The 17567-nt window shown below is 46.3% G+C and carries 19 protein-coding genes; 8 read left to right on the top strand and 11 right to left on the bottom strand.

Annotated features, from left to right (window positions below):
- Positions 1-34: 34 nt before the first annotated feature.
- On the bottom strand, positions 35-868 hold the full coding sequence (locus BEL05_RS02770) for an RluA family pseudouridine synthase (protein ID WP_069670199.1): 834 nt from the start codon (positions 866-868) through the stop codon (positions 35-37).
- A gap of 216 nt (positions 869-1084) precedes the next feature.
- Between BEL05_RS02770 and BEL05_RS02765 the strand changes: the two genes are divergently transcribed.
- Complete coding sequence (locus BEL05_RS02765) at positions 1085-1945, top strand: substrate-binding periplasmic protein (protein WP_245686926.1); 861 nt, start codon at positions 1085-1087, stop codon at positions 1943-1945.
- A 115-nt stretch (positions 1946-2060) separates the two neighbouring features.
- Here the strand turns inward: BEL05_RS02765 and BEL05_RS02760 are convergent, their stop codons facing one another.
- On the bottom strand, positions 2061-2843 hold the full coding sequence (locus tag BEL05_RS02760; RefSeq protein WP_069670197.1) for a transporter substrate-binding domain-containing protein: 783 nt from the start codon (positions 2841-2843) through the stop codon (positions 2061-2063).
- A 203-nt stretch (positions 2844-3046) separates the two neighbouring features.
- On the opposite strand from BEL05_RS02760, the gene BEL05_RS02755 reads away from it, so the two are divergent.
- From BEL05_RS02755 to BEL05_RS02730, 6 genes are all read left to right on the top strand, one after another.
- Positions 3047-4798, top strand: coding sequence for a phospho-sugar mutase (locus BEL05_RS02755; protein ID WP_069670196.1), 1752 nt, complete (start codon positions 3047-3049; stop codon positions 4796-4798).
- A gap of 195 nt (positions 4799-4993) precedes the next feature.
- Positions 4994-5995 (top strand): hypothetical protein, encoded by a 1002-nt coding sequence (locus BEL05_RS02750; protein ID WP_245686925.1) that lies wholly within the window; start codon positions 4994-4996, stop codon positions 5993-5995.
- 124 nt (positions 5996-6119) lie between these two features.
- Complete coding sequence (locus BEL05_RS02745; protein ID WP_028763556.1) at positions 6120-6503, top strand: VOC family protein; 384 nt, start codon at positions 6120-6122, stop codon at positions 6501-6503.
- 28 nt (positions 6504-6531) lie between these two features.
- On the top strand, positions 6532-6999 hold the full coding sequence (locus tag BEL05_RS02740) for a GyrI-like domain-containing protein (protein WP_069670195.1): 468 nt from the start codon (positions 6532-6534) through the stop codon (positions 6997-6999).
- Positions 7000-7050: 51 nt separating this feature from the next.
- On the top strand, positions 7051-7740 hold the full coding sequence (locus BEL05_RS02735; protein WP_028763558.1) for a helix-turn-helix transcriptional regulator: 690 nt from the start codon (positions 7051-7053) through the stop codon (positions 7738-7740).
- The gene (locus tag BEL05_RS02730; protein WP_069670194.1) at positions 7737-8150 is read left to right on the top strand and encodes a thiol-disulfide oxidoreductase DCC family protein; all 414 of its coding nucleotides are present in this window, start codon (positions 7737-7739) and stop codon (positions 8148-8150) included. The genes BEL05_RS02735 and BEL05_RS02730 overlap by 4 nt, the downstream gene beginning before the upstream one ends.
- A gap of 59 nt (positions 8151-8209) precedes the next feature.
- Here the strand turns inward: BEL05_RS02730 and panP are convergent, their stop codons facing one another.
- The 8 genes from panP to BEL05_RS02690 all read right to left on the bottom strand — a co-directional run bounded on the left by panP (position 8210) and on the right by BEL05_RS02690 (position 15638).
- Positions 8210-9853 carry a pyridoxal-dependent aspartate 1-decarboxylase PanP gene (gene panP, locus BEL05_RS02725; RefSeq protein WP_069670193.1) on the bottom strand — a complete coding sequence of 548 codons (1644 nt, stop codon included), beginning with the start codon at positions 9851-9853 and terminating at the stop codon, positions 8210-8212.
- A gap of 173 nt (positions 9854-10026) precedes the next feature.
- The gene (locus BEL05_RS02720) at positions 10027-11172 is read right to left on the bottom strand and encodes a glycerate kinase (protein ID WP_069670192.1); all 1146 of its coding nucleotides are present in this window, start codon (positions 11170-11172) and stop codon (positions 10027-10029) included.
- An 85-nt stretch (positions 11173-11257) separates the two neighbouring features.
- The gene (locus BEL05_RS02715) at positions 11258-12616 is read right to left on the bottom strand and encodes a GntP family permease (protein ID WP_069670191.1); all 1359 of its coding nucleotides are present in this window, start codon (positions 12614-12616) and stop codon (positions 11258-11260) included.
- Positions 12617-12863: 247 nt separating this feature from the next.
- Complete coding sequence (locus BEL05_RS02710; protein WP_069670190.1) at positions 12864-13634, bottom strand: gamma-glutamyl-gamma-aminobutyrate hydrolase family protein; 771 nt, start codon at positions 13632-13634, stop codon at positions 12864-12866.
- A 307-nt stretch (positions 13635-13941) separates the two neighbouring features.
- Positions 13942-14136, bottom strand: a complete 195-nt coding sequence (locus BEL05_RS02705; protein WP_028763563.1) for a hypothetical protein — start codon at positions 14134-14136, stop codon at positions 13942-13944.
- 89 nt (positions 14137-14225) lie between these two features.
- A complete protein-coding gene (locus BEL05_RS02700; RefSeq protein ID WP_069670189.1) occupies positions 14226-14675 on the bottom strand; it encodes a hypothetical protein in 450 nt (149 codons plus the stop codon).
- A 118-nt stretch (positions 14676-14793) separates the two neighbouring features.
- Positions 14794-15231, bottom strand: a complete 438-nt coding sequence (locus BEL05_RS02695) for a hypothetical protein (protein ID WP_028763565.1) — start codon at positions 15229-15231, stop codon at positions 14794-14796.
- 92 nt (positions 15232-15323) lie between these two features.
- Positions 15324-15638, bottom strand: coding sequence for a hypothetical protein (locus BEL05_RS02690; RefSeq protein WP_069670188.1), 315 nt, complete (start codon positions 15636-15638; stop codon positions 15324-15326).
- A 342-nt stretch (positions 15639-15980) separates the two neighbouring features.
- Between BEL05_RS02690 and BEL05_RS02685 the strand changes: the two genes are divergently transcribed.
- Positions 15981-16325, top strand: a complete 345-nt coding sequence (locus BEL05_RS02685; protein WP_069670187.1) for a hypothetical protein — start codon at positions 15981-15983, stop codon at positions 16323-16325.
- On the opposite strand, the gene BEL05_RS02680 is transcribed toward BEL05_RS02685, so the two are convergent.
- Positions 16318-17495 (bottom strand): IS3 family transposase gene (locus tag BEL05_RS02680; protein WP_139151798.1). Its coding sequence is split into 2 segments (ribosomal slippage): positions 16318-17228 and positions 17228-17495, totalling 1179 coding nucleotides; the frame shifts between segments, so codons are not numbered across the junction. The two genes, BEL05_RS02685 and BEL05_RS02680, sit on opposite strands and share 8 nt — an antisense overlap.
- Positions 17496-17567: the final 72 nt, after the last annotated feature.

The raw sequence follows: 17567 nt of genomic DNA, 5'->3' as shown, positions 1-17567 counted from the left end.
TGCACTCATTGAATTCCCATGCAGGGGACAATGTTTACAAATGAGGTTTTAACGCATCAGGCAGCTCTTGATTAACTGTCTCACCGCTTATTGGGCAGATAAAAGTGAGAAAACAGGCAGTGAGCTGCAAATTTGGCGCATGTTCGTCTGCATGACCATGTTGACGATCGCCAACGACGGGATGACCTAAACTGGCCATATGAATGCGAATTTGATGCTTGCGGCCCGTATCAATCTTCACTTGGACGAGTGAGCGATCTTGTTTCTTGTCATATTCAATCAAGGTTGCGTGAGAACACGCCACTTTGCCATCAACATCTGAGTCAATGTGCTGTGTCCTTGATGGAAATTCACCTTCAACGATAACCCGATACTGTTTGTCTAATTGACGCTGCTCAAACAGTGCTGCCAGTGCCGCTGTTGCAGATTTGCTGTGACCAATTAAGACTAAGCCTGTTGCCGCTCTATCTAATCGATGAATGATAAACGCTGGACGCTGCGGGCTTAAGTGCGTTTCAACAAAGCGATTGATGGTGGTATGGTCGCTCCATTTTGAGCCTTGGCATAGCATAGCGTAAGGCTTATACCAAATGCTGTAATCGCCTTTATCTAACAGCAATAATGCATCATCAACTGTCTGTGCCAACACGGCTTGGTTGTAATAAAGATGCAGCTCATCACCAACTTTTAAGCGTTTTTTAGCACGACGAAGACGTTGGGTATATTTACCACGAGTTAGCCATACCGCCCCCTTTGTCATGGCTTGCTTGATTACCTGCTTAGACAGTTGGCTGTGCGCGGCTAACAAGGCCACCGCATCATCGTCAGTGGCAATGGTAAGGTGGCATTCAAATTTACTGCTGGTCATTGGAGCGCTTTCTCTTGGGCTGTTCGGCGCGTGCAAGTTTACACTAACTTGGCGGGCATTGGACACCTGCTTATACTGTGGGTGGTTTAATGTGTTTAGTGTTAATCGGCAAATTTATGCTGCTATAATGAGGTGGTGTCATTTGTTGCCGACTGCTCGATTGAGAGCAACGCCGAGGCAAGTGGATAGATGGAGTTAACTTCAAAGGATGAAGCCATGATTCGACTGCTGTTGAGCTGCTACCTGCTCATGATGTGCTGGAGTACAGCGACACAGGCCGCTGAGCCTATGTTGGTGCGTTATAATTTGTCGATACAATTTGTTGATCCCAAACAAAGCTATTATATCGACCTGTTGCGCTTGGCAATGGAGAAAAGTCGCAGTCAATATGGTGATTATCAGTTAGAACCTGTCACGATGGAGATGCCCCAAGTGCGGACGATAAAGTTGGTCGAACAGCAACAGTTAGATGTGGTTTGGACTATGACATCTAAAACGCGAGAGCAGACCTTAAGCGCTATCTATTTCCCACTGTTAAAAGGGTTAATGGGCCACCGAATCGCCATTGTTCGTGCCGAAGACAAACAAAAATTTGCCGATATCAATAGTGTCGAACAGCTTAAGCGATTGATTGTGGGTCAGGGTACCGATTGGCCCGATAGCGATATTTTGCAGCAACAAGGCTTTACTTTAGTGCGCGGCGCGGCGAAGAACTTAATTGCCATGTTAAATAAGGCGCGTTTCGACTATTTTCTCCGCGCGTTACATGAGCCTTGGGATGAAGTGGTTGGGCACCCAGAACTTATTGTTGATGAGTCTTTTATGGTGACTTACCCATCGCCAATCTATTTTTTTGTTAATCGAGATAATACCTTGCTGGCAGAGCGCATTGAGCATGGACTGCGCGCTGCGTTAGTGGATGGAAGTTTCGATGACCTGTTTTATCATCATGCAATTACGGCCGATATGTTACAGCGCGCTAACCTACCTAATCGACGTGTATTTAAACTCGACAATCCGTTGTTATCTGATAGCTCCAAGAATCTACTCAGTGAACGATCTTTGTGGTTTGACTAGTTGTGCCTATTCATACATCGCTATGTTACGCCAATCATAACCTTGCCAATACACCCTCTCAAACCCTCACATTTTCTCGTGTCCAAGCCATGTTAACTATGTTCTGCTTTGCGCTTTAGCGCGACTCCTCAGACTTTGCAGGAAGAGCTGTATCATATTGTTGCATTTTCTGTTGCCACTGGTAGTTACTTATCAGCTGCTCAATCAGGGGGGTTATGGCGTTAAACTCAGCACTTAGCCGCTTTGGCACCAATATATGACGGGTGTATTGGTCATGGGGCACGCTGGAGAAGTAGAGTGCTTGGTTAGTGTTCAGTAAATTTTGGTAATAAATGGTCGTGGCACGGGAAACAATAGCGCAGTCAAAACGATTCTTTAGCAGCATTTTTATCAGTTGCGATTCATTGGCCGTGTTAATGCGGGTTACAAACCCATCGGCAACGAGCTGATCAATCGTGTGGTAACGAAACCCTGTGATCCCGCCGACTCGCTTATCGTAAAGGGCTTGTGGCGTCTTAAACTCCACAGGGTTACTCAAGTGCGAAATGATCTCATCTTGGTCCTGCATAAATGGGACAGACCATAGATAGGTGGATTGATTCAAGTCTTTAAACCAGATGGGATTAACCCCAATGACCATACCTTCAAATTCATTGAGACTGAGTTGGTAATTAAGACGTTTACGCGGAATATAGGAGACTGTAAATTTATAGGTTTGCTGATGTTGATTAAAAAATCTCGCAATATCATAGAACAAGCCAACCTCCTTTGCGGGATTAATCACATAAGGTGGCATGTAATGATAAGTGTAAAGTGCAATATCTTGACGCTCACCGTCAGAGGTACTTGCCCAAGCTGAACAACACAGTAGCGATATGGCGAACCAAAAAAATTTCAATAGTCTTTCTCCTCTCCCTATTAAAGTTAACGTGCAATGACAAGCTCGCAAGTTTTAAGACCGTTTTTCGTTCATTTAAATTACATGGTTAAATCATCTTTAATGCAAATTCACTTGTTCTAGGTGCGTCACCAGCATACTGTTAATGGTAATTGTTCTCAGTAATTTTTGGCAAAAATAGTCATGCTAAAAAGGGGTTGGTAATGGACACACATTTACAGGCAAAGATTCACCATTGGTTGAATCTTGATAAAGATGAAAGCAGTCGTCGTGAGATCCAAGCATTAATCGATAGTGGCGACAGCGAAGTATTAGCGGCACGTTTTAGTGGGCGTTTAGCTTTTGGCACCGCAGGCATTCGCGGTGTTGTTGGCGCAGGACCGATGCGGATGAATCGCCTTGTGGTACAACAAACGTCCATGGGGGTAGCACAATATTTGATGGCGCAGGTCAGTGACTGTGCTGAACGTGGTGTGGTTGTTGGTTATGATGGTCGCCATGACAGTAAGCAATTTGCCCATGATACGGCCATGGTGTTAGCCGCTGCAGGGATTAAAGTGTATCTCACGGTCAAGATTGCACCGACACCGCTGGTGGCCTTCGGTGTTCTGCATCTTGGCGCAGCGGCTGGCATTGTGGTGACTGCAAGTCATAATCCGCCGCAATACAATGGCTATAAGGTTTATTGGGGTAATGGTGCGCAGATTATTTCTCCCCATGACACAGGTATTGCTGCCTGTATTGAACATGCCGCCACAGCACCTATTGGTTTAATGTCACTAGAGAAAGCACGCTTAGCGGATCGTTTGGTGATGCTAGATGATGATTTTTATCAAGCTTATCGACAAGGTATTCGTCAGGCCGAGGTGCTGCAAAATCATACATCGCCAGAAAAAGTGAGTTTGGCTTACACCGCCATGCATGGCGTGGGGGCCGAGATGGCTGAAATGGTACTGAAGGATGCCGGGGTGACCCAGGTCTATAGCGTAGCGGCGCAACGAGAACCCGATGGCGACTTCCCTACGGTGAACTTTCCAAACCCTGAGGAGGCTGGGGCGATGGATTTGGTCATGGCAGAAGCGCATAAACACTCGGCGATGTTAGCGTGTGCTAACGATCCCGATGCCGATCGTTTTGCCGTAGCGGTTCGTCTCAGCCATGCCACGCCCGAGATGGATGCTAGTGCTGCCTATCAAATGTTAACGGGTGACCAGGTTGGCGTGCTCTTTGGTCACTATCTGTTGTCCCATGCCAGTGATGATCAGCGCCTCACGTGTCGCACCATTGTCTCATCCAGCTTGCTATCGCAAATTGCCACATCGATGAATGCGGTTTGCGAAACTACCTTAACAGGGTTTAAATGGCTCACCAATGTAGGGATGAGTAAACAATCTGCCGATAACCGCTTCATATTTGCCTATGAAGAGGCACTCGGTTACACCATAGGTAATATGGTGTGGGATAAAGATGGTCTTTCGGCCCTGGTTGCATTTGCGCAGCTCACTGCTGAGTTGGCATCCAAGGGACAAACGATTTGGGATCGCTTAGACGCCATCTATCGACAGTATGGTTTTTACCTTAATGAACAGGTCAGTATTGCTTTATCTGCGAGCGATATGAGTCAACCAACGATAGGTGATCGCCTTCGTCGTCAGCCACCGACTGAGATAGCGGAGCGCGCAATTATCAGTGTCGATGATATCAGTATTGGTATACGGCGTTTTGCCGACGGCAGTGAATGTGTTATCGACCTCCCTGTCAGTGATGTACTGATTTATCAGCTTGAAGGAGGCGCGAGAGTGATCGTAAGGCCTTCAGGCACTGAGCCGAAAGTGAAGTGTTACTACGAGGTGATTGAGCAATTCAGCGCCGATGATACCTTGCAGGATGTGCAGCAACGCGCAGCGCTGGCAATGGCTAAGCTAACCACAATGCATCAACAATCTTTAGCGTAAAGGCTCTCGCTTTCGGGTTTTAATATCGGCGGCAGTTTAACGTATTGTTGCCGTTATAACCCATTGAGTCAGCGTGCTTTGTTACTGCAATTGGTACGCAACAAGTGTTAAGATTAGGCATGATTTTTGTTGTGGGCCTGTCTGTTGATTAAGTGCTTTTTGATTATCTGTTGCTTGAGTATAGGCTTACTGCCTATGCTACTGGTTGTCGCCCAAGCGGCACCTATGGCTTTGCTAGGGAATGCTAAAGCGGCGAGCACACGCCAAGATGAGCCTTCTGCCAGCAAAGCGCCTTCAGCCGAGCAAGCCTCTTCACCTAAGCTCGCCGAGGCGCCAGCAGATGATCCCTGTTTCAGCCAGTCTCAAATGGACACTAGTTTTGACCAAGCCTTTGACTATCTAAATACTAAATTTTGCCAACCTGCCATTTGGTTTGACAGCTTTTTTGTCGATGATCGGATAGAAGAAGATGCCCGAGCCGGCACCATAGTGCGCTGGTATAACGACTTTTCCTACTACGAGAAAGAGGGATTTAAGTATCGCGCAAACCTGAATGCAAGACTCAATTTACCAGGGGTGAATAAGCGGCTCAAACTGATTTTAGACTCCACCGGTGAGGATGACCCCTTTGCATTTCTCAAAGGGCCGGATGACACAGGTGAGCGTGATGTTGGATTGCGATATGATTGGTACTCGCGCGATCGAGTCAGTTTTAATCTGAGTGCCAATTTTAAGCCCAAGCTGCAGGCGCGTTGGCGTTATACCTATCCGCTGACCCAAAACACCATTACGCGTTTAACCCAAAAGCTCTATCAGGAGAAAAAGGTCACCGGTGAGTCCACCGAGTTCGATATTGAACACTCTTTTAATGAAACCTTTCTTGTCCGTTGGAGCGCTGTAGCTCAGTATGAAAATCGTGGTAATGGTTGGGAGTTTGGCAGTAGCGCTAAGCTATATCAATATATTAGTAACAAAGCGGCGATCAGCTATCAGGCCAGTATTTATGGCGTTGCTCAACCCTATCACTATGTCAAAAATGCTAATGTCGGTATGACCTATCGGCAAAACTTTCTTCGAGATTGGTTGTTTTATGCCATTACACCAGAGTACAACTGGGGCAAAGAGGATGAGCAAACACCACGACTTAATCAGGCCATCATTACGCTAAGTTTAGAGATCATGTTCCAAAATATTTAGATCCATATTTAAGTCTACTGACACTATGCTGTCAGTAGGGACGATTTACTCTATTTGGGTTGCTAAGTGTTTGAGCCGTTGTCGCAGTTGACAGGCACATTTAGCCTAATTCAAGGAGAGAAATATGTTACAGCAAGCACCGCTCGTTTGGGGCGAAATCGCCGTTGAGAATATGGATCGAGCTTTAGCATTTTATGGTCAACATTTTGATGTGAGCTTCCGCCGTGAAATCATGAATGATATGGAGATGGCGATATTGGAAACCGAAGATAAGCAAGCTGCAAGTATAGGTTTGGTGAAGCATGAAATGATGTTGCCAAGCATGAATGGTAGTGTCGTTTATCTGCATTTGTCCGATAAGCTTGAACCGCTTGTGGCGCGTTTAGCTGCTAACGGGGTCAGCATATTGTTGCCCGTGATGGCGATTAAAGAGGGGGAATGCGGTTTTATCAGCTTGTTTGTCGATAGCGAAGGCAATAAAGTGGGTTTGTGGTCAGCCAACCGATAACCATTGGTCATGGATAGGAGAGAAAGAGATGGAACTTGTTACCCTTCATAAGATGGTGATTCATGGCGTGACAACTCGGACTACTAATGCGGATGAAACTGTCGCAGAGAGTCAAAAAATCGCTCCGTTATGGCAGCGCTTTATGGGACTGTATGGCGAACAGATCATCAATAAGCAGCCGGCCTATGGTGTTTACTATGGCTATGAGTCCAACATGGATGGCGCTTATTCTGTCATGGTAGGGTTTATGGCGGATGGCGAGAACGGTGGGCTTATTGGCGATGGCCTTGAATCGATAACCCTAGCGCCGGGTAACTACTTACATTTTCATGCTCAAGGTGAGATGCCACAATCTGTGGTGGGCTTGTGGCAAGAGATCTGGCAATATTTTGCAGCGCCATCTTGCCCCTATACGCGTCAATATCTTACCGACTTTGAGTGCTATCCATCCGGTGATAGCGTTGATATCTATATCGGCGTCCATACCGCAATTTAACATTCATCATTGTGAGGGCGCTATCCATGGCGCCCTAATTTGGGGAGAGTGATGCGCCGCGCCGACCGTTTATTTCAAATTGTCCAGCTGTTAAAAGGGCGAAGACTCGTCACCGCGCAGCAGATGGCTGAACGCTTAGAGGTTTCAACACGTACTATCTATCGTGATATTCAAGATCTGTCCTTATCGGGTATTCCCATCGAGGGGGAAGCCGGTGTCGGTTACTTATTGAGGCATGAAGTCAACGTGCCGCCATTGATGTTTAATGAACAGGAACTTGAGGCGATACAAGTGGGGATGCGTATGGTTCAAGCTTGGGGGGGGCATGAGCTTTCCAGCGCGGCCAAACAGGCGATGATTAAAGTTGAAGCGGTACTTCCCGCTCGGCTTCAGGCATACCAGTCGTTGATGTTTGCCCCTGATTTTTACATCAATAACCAAGAGTTTGCTTTTTTAGATGTGTTACGTAAAGCCTCGCGGGAGCGAGAATATCTCCAGCTTAGCTACCAAGATGCCAATCAGAGCGCCAGCCAAAGGCTGATTAGGCCATTAGCCCTCTATTTTTGGAAAGGGGTATGGACACTGCTTGCTTGGTGCGAGCTGAGAAATGACTTTCGAAACTTTCGTGTCGACAGAGTGATTGACCTTGCTCCGCAAGCTGACCATTTTACGCTAACCCCTGGCCAGGAGATGACCGATTACATCGCCTTGATGCAGGCCCAATATCAGGAGTCCTTGTGACTGAGAGTCAATCTTATCTGGTGGTGTTTGATGGTATCTGTAATTTATGTCATGGCGCCGTCAGCTTTATTATCGCGCATGACCCTAATGCGGTGTGTCAGTTTGTTGCCTTGCAGAGTCCCACCGCACAAACTTTGCTTGCTAAGGCATCTATCTCACAAGCTGCAATGCAAGCGGATACCGTCTATTTGATCAAAAATGGCGAAGTTTTTATCAAGAGTGAAGCGGCGATTGAAATTGCTCAGTCCTTAACCGGTTGCTGGCCTTGGCTGCGTTTTTTTCGCTGGTTGCCGTTAGGGGTAAGAGATGGTTGCTATGACCTTATTGCGCGTTATCGCTATCGTCTATTTGGTCAGCGTCCGCTCTGTTTATTGCCTGACGATGAAACCAAAAGCCGCTTCGTGAAATAACGCGGCCGTGTGGTGCATACAATAGAAGGCTGACTTTTGCGCTTGTTTAAAGCTAACGGTTAGCTTAAGGCTAACAGTTGCGGTAAGAACAACGCGTCTTGCTGCGCTATTTCACGTTGCTCTGCGAGTACCTGTTGCAAGATGTCATGGCCCGTTAGCGGGTTTGCTAACACCACCCTAAACACCACAGAGGTTAAGCCTAAGTTGTTATCTGGCGTGATACGCGTGCGTGATACAAATGACTTGCCCTGTTCCCGTTGACGCTTTTGCACAAACTTAGTTAAGCCATCGAGTAGCTGGTTTATTTGGGTCACTAACTCTAGGTCGTCATGCTTGACTGCATGAGTCAGTAGGGCTTGTACTTGAGCTGGCACATAGCGATAAGTCAGCAGGCATAGCTCTGGCGCCGATACCAACTGAAAATCACCTTGCTGCTTAATCAGTTCGGCAAAATAGCGTGCTTTTTCTAAGCTGTTGTTAATCAGTATCTCATAGCCGTCTCGGCCAATGACCTGTAAACAAGCATGCACTAACATCGCCATCCCAGGGCGCGAACCCTCTAGGGTTTGGCTGCCTAAATCTTTTGAACCTTTACGCAGAATATATTCGGCGTGATGTTTAATGGCGTTGGCAAATTCAGGGTCTTTAAACAGCACCATGCCTGCGCCCATAGGTACATACATCTGTTTATGGGCATCAATGGTGATGGAGTCGGCCCGCTCGATACCTGCCAGCAGATAACGATATTTGTTTGATAACAGGCTAGCGCCGCCCCATGCGGCATCTACATGGAAGTGACACCCTAACGTATGGGCTAAGTCGGCCAGTTCATTCAGTGGGTCGATATTACCGGTTTCTGTGGTGCCAGCAACGCCAACAATAGCCATCACTTTGATATTTTTTGCCGCAAGCTGTTCAGCGGCTTGGCGCATTTTATCTACATCGACTTTGTTGTCATCGCTACAGGGAATACTGACAATATTGTCACGGCCTATGCCTAACAGATCGGCCGATTTTCCAAGGGAGTAGTGCCCTCGGGTTGACACCAAAATGGCTAAATCGTCATAGCCATAATGACGTAGACCAGCCATTAGGCCTGATGCCGCGATCCCTTTAAAGTCGCCACTAGCTTGTAGTACACGGTTACGGGCAATCCATAATGCGGTGATATTGGCCACGGTGCCGCCGGAGCAAAATGCCCCAAGAGAGTGGCTAGCACTGTGCATCCAATTGTTATAAAAACTATCGCTTTGGCCATATACCAAATGGTGCATCATGCCCAGCACTTGACGCTCTAACGGCGTGAAGGCTTTGGATGTTTCTATCTTAACGAGGTTTTGATTCAGCCCGACCATCATCTTAGACAGTGGCAAGACAAAGTAGGGCAGCGCAGAGGTCATGTGACCGATAAAGCTCGGTGCAGAGGTGTGCACGCTGTGGGCTACTAGGGTTTGCATCATCTGCTCGGCATAGTCGGAGACAAAGCTCGGTGAGGCTGGAACCTGGTGCGCTTGGAAATCTTTTTCTATCTCGGTTAACGGCTTTTCGACAGCAACAATGTTCTCTTTAAGAAAGCCCATTAGGTTTTCAGAGAGCTCTTTTTCAATTTGCCCCAAGGTGGAATGGGGCGCTTCTGGCAGGGTGAATATGCGCATTAACGCTTCTTCGGATGCCGTTGCTTGTCGTGGTGGTTTTGATGTCATCGAACTGTGTCGCTTAACTGAGACTCAGCCTAAAATGCAGGCATCTAGTCGGTCAAAAAAAGGAGCTAACTGTACTGTAAGCTGTATACGGCATCAAGGAGAAAAATGAAATGCTTGGTCGACTCAGTGTAAAGAAGCGAGTCAGTCTATTGACCTGAACTCGCGCCTTACCCTTATCTAGGCCGATTGGTGTTATACAATGCAGCAATGTTAATAGAGGTTGTGTAGAGGTTGTGCTTGGCATTGCTCAATACACTCTCTAGAGCCATGGCTCGGGGGGTAATGGAAAAAATGGCATCAATACCATGCTCAAGTAAGATGTTGGCATCATCGCTGACACACCCAGCAATAGCGATTACAGGAATACCGAGTTTATTGGCTTCACGTGTCACGCCCATTGGGGTCTTGCCATGTAATGTCTGACTATCTAAGCGCCCCTCTCCTGTGATCGCAAGGGTTGCGCCTTTAAGAGTGTTAGCCAAGCCCACCGCCTTCATGACAATATCGATGCCGGGCTTTAGGTCAGCATTAAGAAAGGCTAACACTGCAAACCCCATGCCGCCAGCCGCGCCAGCGCCAGGAGAGTGTCGATGGTCGGTTAAGGTCTGTGTTGCCGTGACATCGGCTAACTGAGACAGGGCTTTGTCGAGCTGTTCAATCATCTCTGTTGTCGCGCCTTTTTGAGGGCCAAAGACCGCAGAGGCCCCGTTGCTGCCGCAAAGTGGGTTGTTGACATCACAGGCAACCTCAAGTTGACAGCGTGACAGCCCAGGATGCAACTGGCTAATATCGATAGTACACAGTTGTGCAAGGGCTGCTCCACCAGGGGAGATAGGTTGACCATGGGCATCAAGAAAATGTGCGCCAAGTGCTTGTAACATCCCCACGCCCCCATCGTTGGTAGCACTCCCGCCTAAGCCAAGAATGATATGTTTGATCCCCGCATTGAGGGCATGGCAAATTAGCTCGCCTGTACCATAGCTGGTGGTATATTGCGGATCGCGGCGACTGTGAGGCACATGTTGGAGCCCCGATGCAGCGGCCATTTCAATCACTGCCGTGTGGGTATTCTCGCCACCCATAATACCGTAGTGGGCACTGACCGGCTCACCAAGGGGGCCGATAACCGTCAGCTCAATTATTTTACCGCCGGTCGCATCAACCATAGATTGCACCGTTCCTTCGCCGCCATCAGCAACGGGCACTTTTACATAGTCAGCATTGGGGAGCACTTCACGAAATCCGCGTTCAATTTCGTTCGCAACTTCCATAGCGCTCAGGCTTTCTTTGTATGAATCGGGCGCAATGACTATTTTCATTGATATTTCCTATAAGTCAGGGGGGAATAACCAGAGTTAATGGCTGTCATGATACTGGTAGGCATCATGACGGCCATGACAGGCTTTAGAGTAGAACGAGGCTGAGTAAATAGACAAGTATCATGGCGGTCACCCCTTGTACTAAGGTTGCCATGGTTTGTGCTTTATAGGCTTGTTTAACACTCATGCGGCTAAATTGGGTGACGACCCAGAAAAAACTATCGTTGGCGTGGGAAACGGTCATGGCGCCTGCACCAATGGCCATCACTGTCAGCACGCGGCCCATGTCGCTGGCAAGACCAATATCACCCAACATGGGCGCAACAAGTGCTGAGGTTGCGACGAGCGCCACAGTCGATGAACCTTGAGCTGATTTAAGCGCCGCTGCAACGATAAAGGGCATAAAGATGCCAATGCCCAATGCTGACAGCGAACTACCCAAAAAGGTTCCGATCTCAGTGGCTTTTAACACTGCGCCAAATGCACCACCTGCACCCGTGATAAGCAAAATCGGGGCAGCGACCACGAGCCCTTGGCTGATGCGCTCGCTAAACTCCTTAATCTTGTTACTGCCTTTTAATAGCAGTAGCGATAATAGTAGACCTATCATCAGTGCGTTCACGGGTTGGCCAAGGAATACCAATAGGTCAAATAGCCCATCAGTCCCAAGGGGCTTAGAGGGGAAGTTGGCAATCGATCCTAGGCAGATCAGTAAAATCGGGACAAAGATAGGAGCAAAGGCTTTGGCCGGAGAAGGCAAGGTGCCGTACGCGGCTTTGAGCGATTCAAAATCTTCAACGTGCTGTTTTAACTCTTCAGCGCCCTCGCCATCGGGTTCGACATTAGCAAAGCGGTTAGCCCATAGCATTCCCGCTAGAGCGGCAACGGCAGCCACAAATACCCCCACACCGATGACTAGACCGAGGTTTGATTCAAGGCCTAAGTTACCTGCCGCCGCAATAGGACCGGGTGTTGGCGGTACAAAAGTATGCGTGGCATAAAGGCCCGTTGCGAGTGCGACACTCATCGACACGCTTGAGACTTTCATGCGATTGGCCATGGATTGCTTTAATGAGTTGAGGATGACAAACCCCGAATCACAGAACACAGGAATAGAGACCAAGTAACCTATGATTGACATGGTCAGTGTTGGAAAGCGTTGTCCCAACACTTTAATGACCACATCAGCCATGGTTATTGCCGCGCCACTCTTCTCTAAAATTGTACCGATAATGGTACCGAGCACAATAACCAGACCGATATAGCCTAATATACCGCCAAACCCTGTAGTGATGGTTTTGGCAATATCGCTACTCGGCAGCCCATAGGCAAATGCCGCAATAAATGAGGCTAAAATCAGGGTTAAAAATGGATGAAGTTTAAACTTGGAGGTAGCAATGACGATAAACGCAATCACCGCTAGCAGGATCAGTACTAGGTTCATAGGGGTCCCTATCTTGGGTTAGTATTGTTTATTAATTTGAACTATGACCCGCTTAGTCTGCGTCACATATGTGAGGGCTAAGGTATTTCAGGCTTTGGCTATTATCCGCAGATTAAGACAATCTGGCTTTATTCTTACCCACTAAAATAAGCCAATAATTACATTGATTTTTGTGCGAGCGCACAAAGCTGGGCGGGCGACAAACCCAAATGGCCCCATTTGGGTTTGCTGTACAGCGGTTAATGAGTTACTTGCTTAGCGCATGAGCGCGACAAGCCTCGCCGAAGGTTTGAAATAACTTGATTGAATCGGGGTTGTCACGGGTCTGCCACTCAGGATGCCACTGAACACCTAAAATAAATTGCTCGAAGGCAGGGCCATGAATCGCTTCAATTAGGCCGTCGTCAGCATGAGCGAGTGGCTCAAGGCCCTCACCTAAGGTATCTATGCCTTGGCCGTGAAGTGAGTTAATCGTGGTGCAGTCGCCTAATAGGGCATGCAGCCAAGTGCCTGGGACAATGTTTACCGTGTGCCGTGGACCATACTGTTCATCGACCGATGTATTAGGGTCTTCACGATGGTCATCAAGATGATCTTCGGCATACACTTTTTGGTGCAGATCACCACCAAGGGCGACATTGATCTCTTGCATGCCTCGGCACACGCCCAATAACGGCAGTTTGCGTTTTAATGCGGCATGAATAATGGCAATGTCAAAATTGTCTCGGTCTACATCTTGAGTCTTTTCAGGGGTGAGGTTTTCTTGGCCATAAAGCGCAGGGTCAATGTTTGACCCTGCTCCTGAAAGGTAAACGCCATCGGCCATATCAAGGTACTGTTCAATGTCATCAATACCAAAACAGCTTGGCACCAGCAATGGGATACAGTTGGCAAATTCGACAATGGGTTGCATATATTTGTGGGTCATGACTTGGTAGGGGTGGCCATTTCTGTCTTGTCGTCCCATGGTCATTAATATCGTGGGTTTCTTAGCGTTTTTTGTTTGTGTTGTGGGCATAGATCACCTGATGCAAATATCATTAATGAGCTTTCGTCTTAGCCGTTTCATCATGCTAAATTCGAAAGGCGAACACGTGATAAGTTCACATTGTTCGAGCTTCAGTCTGCCCCAATATTGTTCGTTATGTCAAACAAATTTAAAGTGATGTTTTTAATATTTTACGCTAGTAATCATTTTGCCCTAGTAGTCATTTGATGGAAGGGGAAAGGTTACTAACCGTGACTGGCTTTTGGCTAGCGTCGAATGATGAATGGGTAAGGGGGGAGGTACTTCACCCTATAGCAAAGTACGCTAACCAGTATCGTTAGCCTTTTTTATTAGCCCAGTAGCCACAGTATAGCCAACCAACTGGCGGCATAGTAAAATTAAGCAGTAGCGCGTAAAGACCAACTAATGCCAAATTGTCGGCCTTTCCCTTAGCAAATTTTAGTGTGCTAACGATCATGATGATGGCTAATACAAACACGATTTGGCCTATCAGTGTCGCGTTTATCGACATGTAAAATCCTTTATTAAATGACTAGAGTGGGCGATTGCCGCTCACTCTATCTGCAGTTATGTGCTCGTTACTGTAATGGCTATTTTGGATCAGTGGACGAACTTGCGAGGCATAACCCTATTGGGCATTCGCTCAAACGCCAACAGCCAAAGGATAGGCATGAATAAGATTTCTAAAAATATCCCCACCGAGCCAGCATCACCGCGTAACAAGGTGTCATTAAAAAACCTAACAATGCCTACGGGATCCCAAGGCACATAATGGATGTTGCCGTGTAAACTCATTGAGAGAACAATAACAAGGCCAATGCATAACCACTTGTTATCAGATTCATAACTGTGGACAAGGTAGGCTGGGAGTAGGGCCGCTAGACCAATACCGATAAAATTTTGGGCGATATGGTAAAAATGGAAGTTATCTTGCCATTGAAACCACCAAAATATTTTACCGGCAGCAGCGACTCCAATAGCGGCAATAGATAGTGCGTAGTAACAAATCGCCAGGCTGATACTCAATAAGAGCAATCTAACAACAGTCATCTTTTCTTCCTTGAACGGTTAATGATCTGCGCATGTTAGCGCAAAGCTTGTGCGCTAACATGCGCGGTAATTATTCGCTAGTCAACTGTATAGCTTTTTCTTAATGGGGTTGTACAGGTTATACATTGAGGCGTGGCCACATTTGCAAGGTACCGACGGCGTACAATAATCCTATGGTTAAGCATATCCCTGAACTCACTAGCCAGAACGTCAGGCTATTGCCTGGAAACATTGGCATTAGCCATATAAAACCGACACCACGGATTAAATAGATAGATGAAATAACAATTAAAGCTAAACGAATAAGAGGCAGCTGACGAATCACCTTTGCGGCAGATAAACCGTATAAAGTCCAGATTGAAAGTACAACGACAATCACTGACGTAACGGCTGAAGGATACCAATGACCTTGCTCTGCTAGTGTTGCCATCTGTTCACCTGCACCGAAAAAACGATACCAATCACCACCAAAGATGATACAACCTAAATGAGCCATTGCAGCTAAACCACTGCAATAAGCAGCCAAAACTAAGGCTTTATTCTCTGCGTTGAACATTATTCCTCCTTAAAAATGGCTAACGCTTTGGCTAGGGACGACTGCTATTTACGTGCCCCTGCCCAACTTGTTGGGCGAACTCAACAAACTTGTTATGAGTCACAAGGTTTAATGCCATGTGTATTCCAATGTTTCAGCATGTATAGGTTAAAAGTTGAGGCATAAATAGGTGCTATTGCTTGCAACTTTTCTTGCTCGTAACTATCGACCATATCCGAAATTTGAATTAATCGCACCTTGTCGTCAGTGATACATTCTTCATCAAAATATGGAACCGTGATAAACATACCAATAACGCCGACAAATCGACGATCTCCACTCGCAATTGATTTTTCAAAATCTTCTTTGGGATCTGCATTTAGTAACCACTTCAGCTCCTCGGAGACTTTGCTTTCACCTGTATTCACAACCTAATAGAGAAAATATGACTAAAAAGAGAATCCGTAGTTTCATTTTTTGAATGACTCATAGCGTCGAGATCTGGAGGGAGGATTAGGGGCACCCGCGAGTAAACGTTCTGTAGCAGCGTCTTATTAAGTAATAGATTTCTATTGTCTCTTTACGCATTTGGGTAAGTTCCTAATTTCTTTTTGGGGGTTGAATGATTCGCCGGCAAAATTGAACAAGTTGATATAGAGGTTTCTACAACAATTGATTAAATCACTTAAGGTGACAAGCGTCAAAGAAATAAGTACTTCGATACAGTAGCGTTAATATCAGTGTCGAACTTAGATCTCAGGCAGATAGTCATGAACAGATTTTCAATACCACTATTCACAGCACTTATCCTCATGACAAGCGTTAACGCTTGCGCTGATGACGATCTCATTATCCTTACCGCGAGTCAGTTTCAGGAGTGTATAGATGCCTCTGTGATACTAAAGCAAGATGTTAAAGAGGCGGACGAGCGCACTGACATTATAGAAAGAGACAGCAAGCACAACACTGCCTACAGTGGTGCGATTGAAGGGCTTGAATTTAGAATTAAATCTTTTGAAGAGGAATTTTGGTCTGATATTGGCTATGAACTGATGAACTTAGATTTCGAGCTCATGGATCTAGATGAGGAACGTCATTCTGTAGTGGTCAACTAATATTGGCCACGATCTTAGAGTTTAACCAGAACAATCGTTCCGATTCATTGGGCGTCAGTCCGCCGTTATATTGATGTGGACGAAGCTGGCAGTAATATCCAATTATGTATCGTGTAATTTCGTTCTGAGCTTCTGTAAAATTACGATACCCTGTTGTTGGTATCCATTCTGTCTTAAGGCTCCTAAAAAAGCGTTCCATTGGACTATTATCCCAACAATTCCCACGTCGAGATAAACTTTGTTTGAGCTGGTATCGCCATAAAAGTTGTCGATATTTTCTGCTTGTATAGTGAGTCCCTTGATCGCTATGGAACATAACATCTTTAGGTTTACCACGACCTTCATAGGCCATCGTAAGCGCTTTGCCAGTTAAACGGCTATCAGGTGATAATGACATAGCCCAGCCAATCACTTTACGGGCGAATAGATCAATCACAACAGCTAAGTACATCCAGCGGTTACCAGCCCACACGTAGGTGACATCACCAACCCAGACTTCATTCGGAGCTGTAACTGCGAATTGTCGACCTAGGTGATTAGGGGTTTCAATATGTTCTAGCGTGCCTTTTCGGTATTTGTGCTTAGGAACCTGACAGCTAACTATACCAAGCTCTTTCATCAACTTAGTGGCACGATAGCGGCTTAGCAAGACACCTTGCTGGCTAACCATATCTGCAATGGTTCTAGCACCAGCCGACCCATTACTTGCAGTGTGTACTTCGCTAACTAGGCTCCGAAGTTTAACTTTATCGGCATTAATGGTTGTTGGCCGCTTTTTCCAATATTTGTAACTACTACGATGAATACTGAACACTTCGCATAATGTTTTTATGCTGTAGCTCTGCCTGAGTTTCTCAATTATTAAGAATTGTTCAGTGAGTCCGACATCAACAGAGCTGTGGCCTTTTTTAATATTTCGTTGTGCTCTTGGAGGCGAGCGAGTTGCTTTTTTAACTCTCGAATTTCAATTTGTTCTGGTGATATAGGTGATGCTTTAGGTTGCTTACCTTGTCGCTCTTCTCTTAATTGTCGAACCCATTTATCCATGGTTGATTTGCCTACACTCATGGCTTGAGCAGCTTCAACAATTGAGTAATTTTGATCTAGCACTAATTGAGCTGATTCAAGTTTGAACTCTGCGCTAAAAAGTCTTCTTGTACGTTTTTTCATAGTGTCACCTGTTAACTTATGAGGTGATGATATCACCTCTAACTAGGTGGCCAAATTCACCGTACCACTACA

The sequence above is a fragment of the Shewanella colwelliana genome (genome assembly GCF_001735525.1).
Taxonomy (GTDB): domain Bacteria; phylum Pseudomonadota; class Gammaproteobacteria; order Enterobacterales; family Shewanellaceae; genus Shewanella; species Shewanella colwelliana.
This window is presented reverse-complemented; position numbering and strand designations above follow the sequence as displayed.

Excerpts from the sequence above, each read along its gene's own strand:
- BEL05_RS02715 (WP_069670191.1), bottom strand. The coding sequence starts at position 12,616 with ATGAACCTAGTACTGATCCTGCTAGCGGTGATTGCGTTTATCGTCATT.
- BEL05_RS02735 (WP_028763558.1), top strand. The coding sequence starts at position 7,051 with ATGCGCCGCGCCGACCGTTTATTTCAAATTGTCCAGCTGTTAAAAGGG.
- BEL05_RS02700 (WP_069670189.1), bottom strand. The coding sequence starts at position 14,675 with ATGACTGTTGTTAGATTGCTCTTATTGAGTATCAGCCTGGCGATTTGT.
- BEL05_RS02755 (WP_069670196.1), top strand. The coding sequence starts at position 3,047 with ATGGACACACATTTACAGGCAAAGATTCACCATTGGTTGAATCTTGAT.
- BEL05_RS02765 (WP_245686926.1), top strand. The coding sequence starts at position 1,085 with ATGATTCGACTGCTGTTGAGCTGCTACCTGCTCATGATGTGCTGGAGT.
- BEL05_RS02685 (WP_069670187.1), top strand. The coding sequence starts at position 15,981 with ATGAACAGATTTTCAATACCACTATTCACAGCACTTATCCTCATGACA.
- BEL05_RS02705 (WP_028763563.1), bottom strand. The coding sequence starts at position 14,136 with ATGTCGATAAACGCGACACTGATAGGCCAAATCGTGTTTGTATTAGCC.
- BEL05_RS02695 (WP_028763565.1), bottom strand. The coding sequence starts at position 15,231 with ATGTTCAACGCAGAGAATAAAGCCTTAGTTTTGGCTGCTTATTGCAGT.
- BEL05_RS02750 (WP_245686925.1), top strand. The coding sequence starts at position 4,994 with ATGCTACTGGTTGTCGCCCAAGCGGCACCTATGGCTTTGCTAGGGAAT.
- panP (WP_069670193.1), bottom strand. The coding sequence starts at position 9,853 with ATGACATCAAAACCACCACGACAAGCAACGGCATCCGAAGAAGCGTTA.
- BEL05_RS02745 (WP_028763556.1), top strand. The coding sequence starts at position 6,120 with ATGTTACAGCAAGCACCGCTCGTTTGGGGCGAAATCGCCGTTGAGAAT.
- BEL05_RS02740 (WP_069670195.1), top strand. The coding sequence starts at position 6,532 with ATGGAACTTGTTACCCTTCATAAGATGGTGATTCATGGCGTGACAACT.
- BEL05_RS02710 (WP_069670190.1), bottom strand. The coding sequence starts at position 13,634 with ATGCCCACAACACAAACAAAAAACGCTAAGAAACCCACGATATTAATG.
- BEL05_RS02770 (WP_069670199.1), bottom strand. The coding sequence starts at position 868 with ATGACCAGCAGTAAATTTGAATGCCACCTTACCATTGCCACTGACGAT.
- BEL05_RS02720 (WP_069670192.1), bottom strand. The coding sequence starts at position 11,172 with ATGAAAATAGTCATTGCGCCCGATTCATACAAAGAAAGCCTGAGCGCT.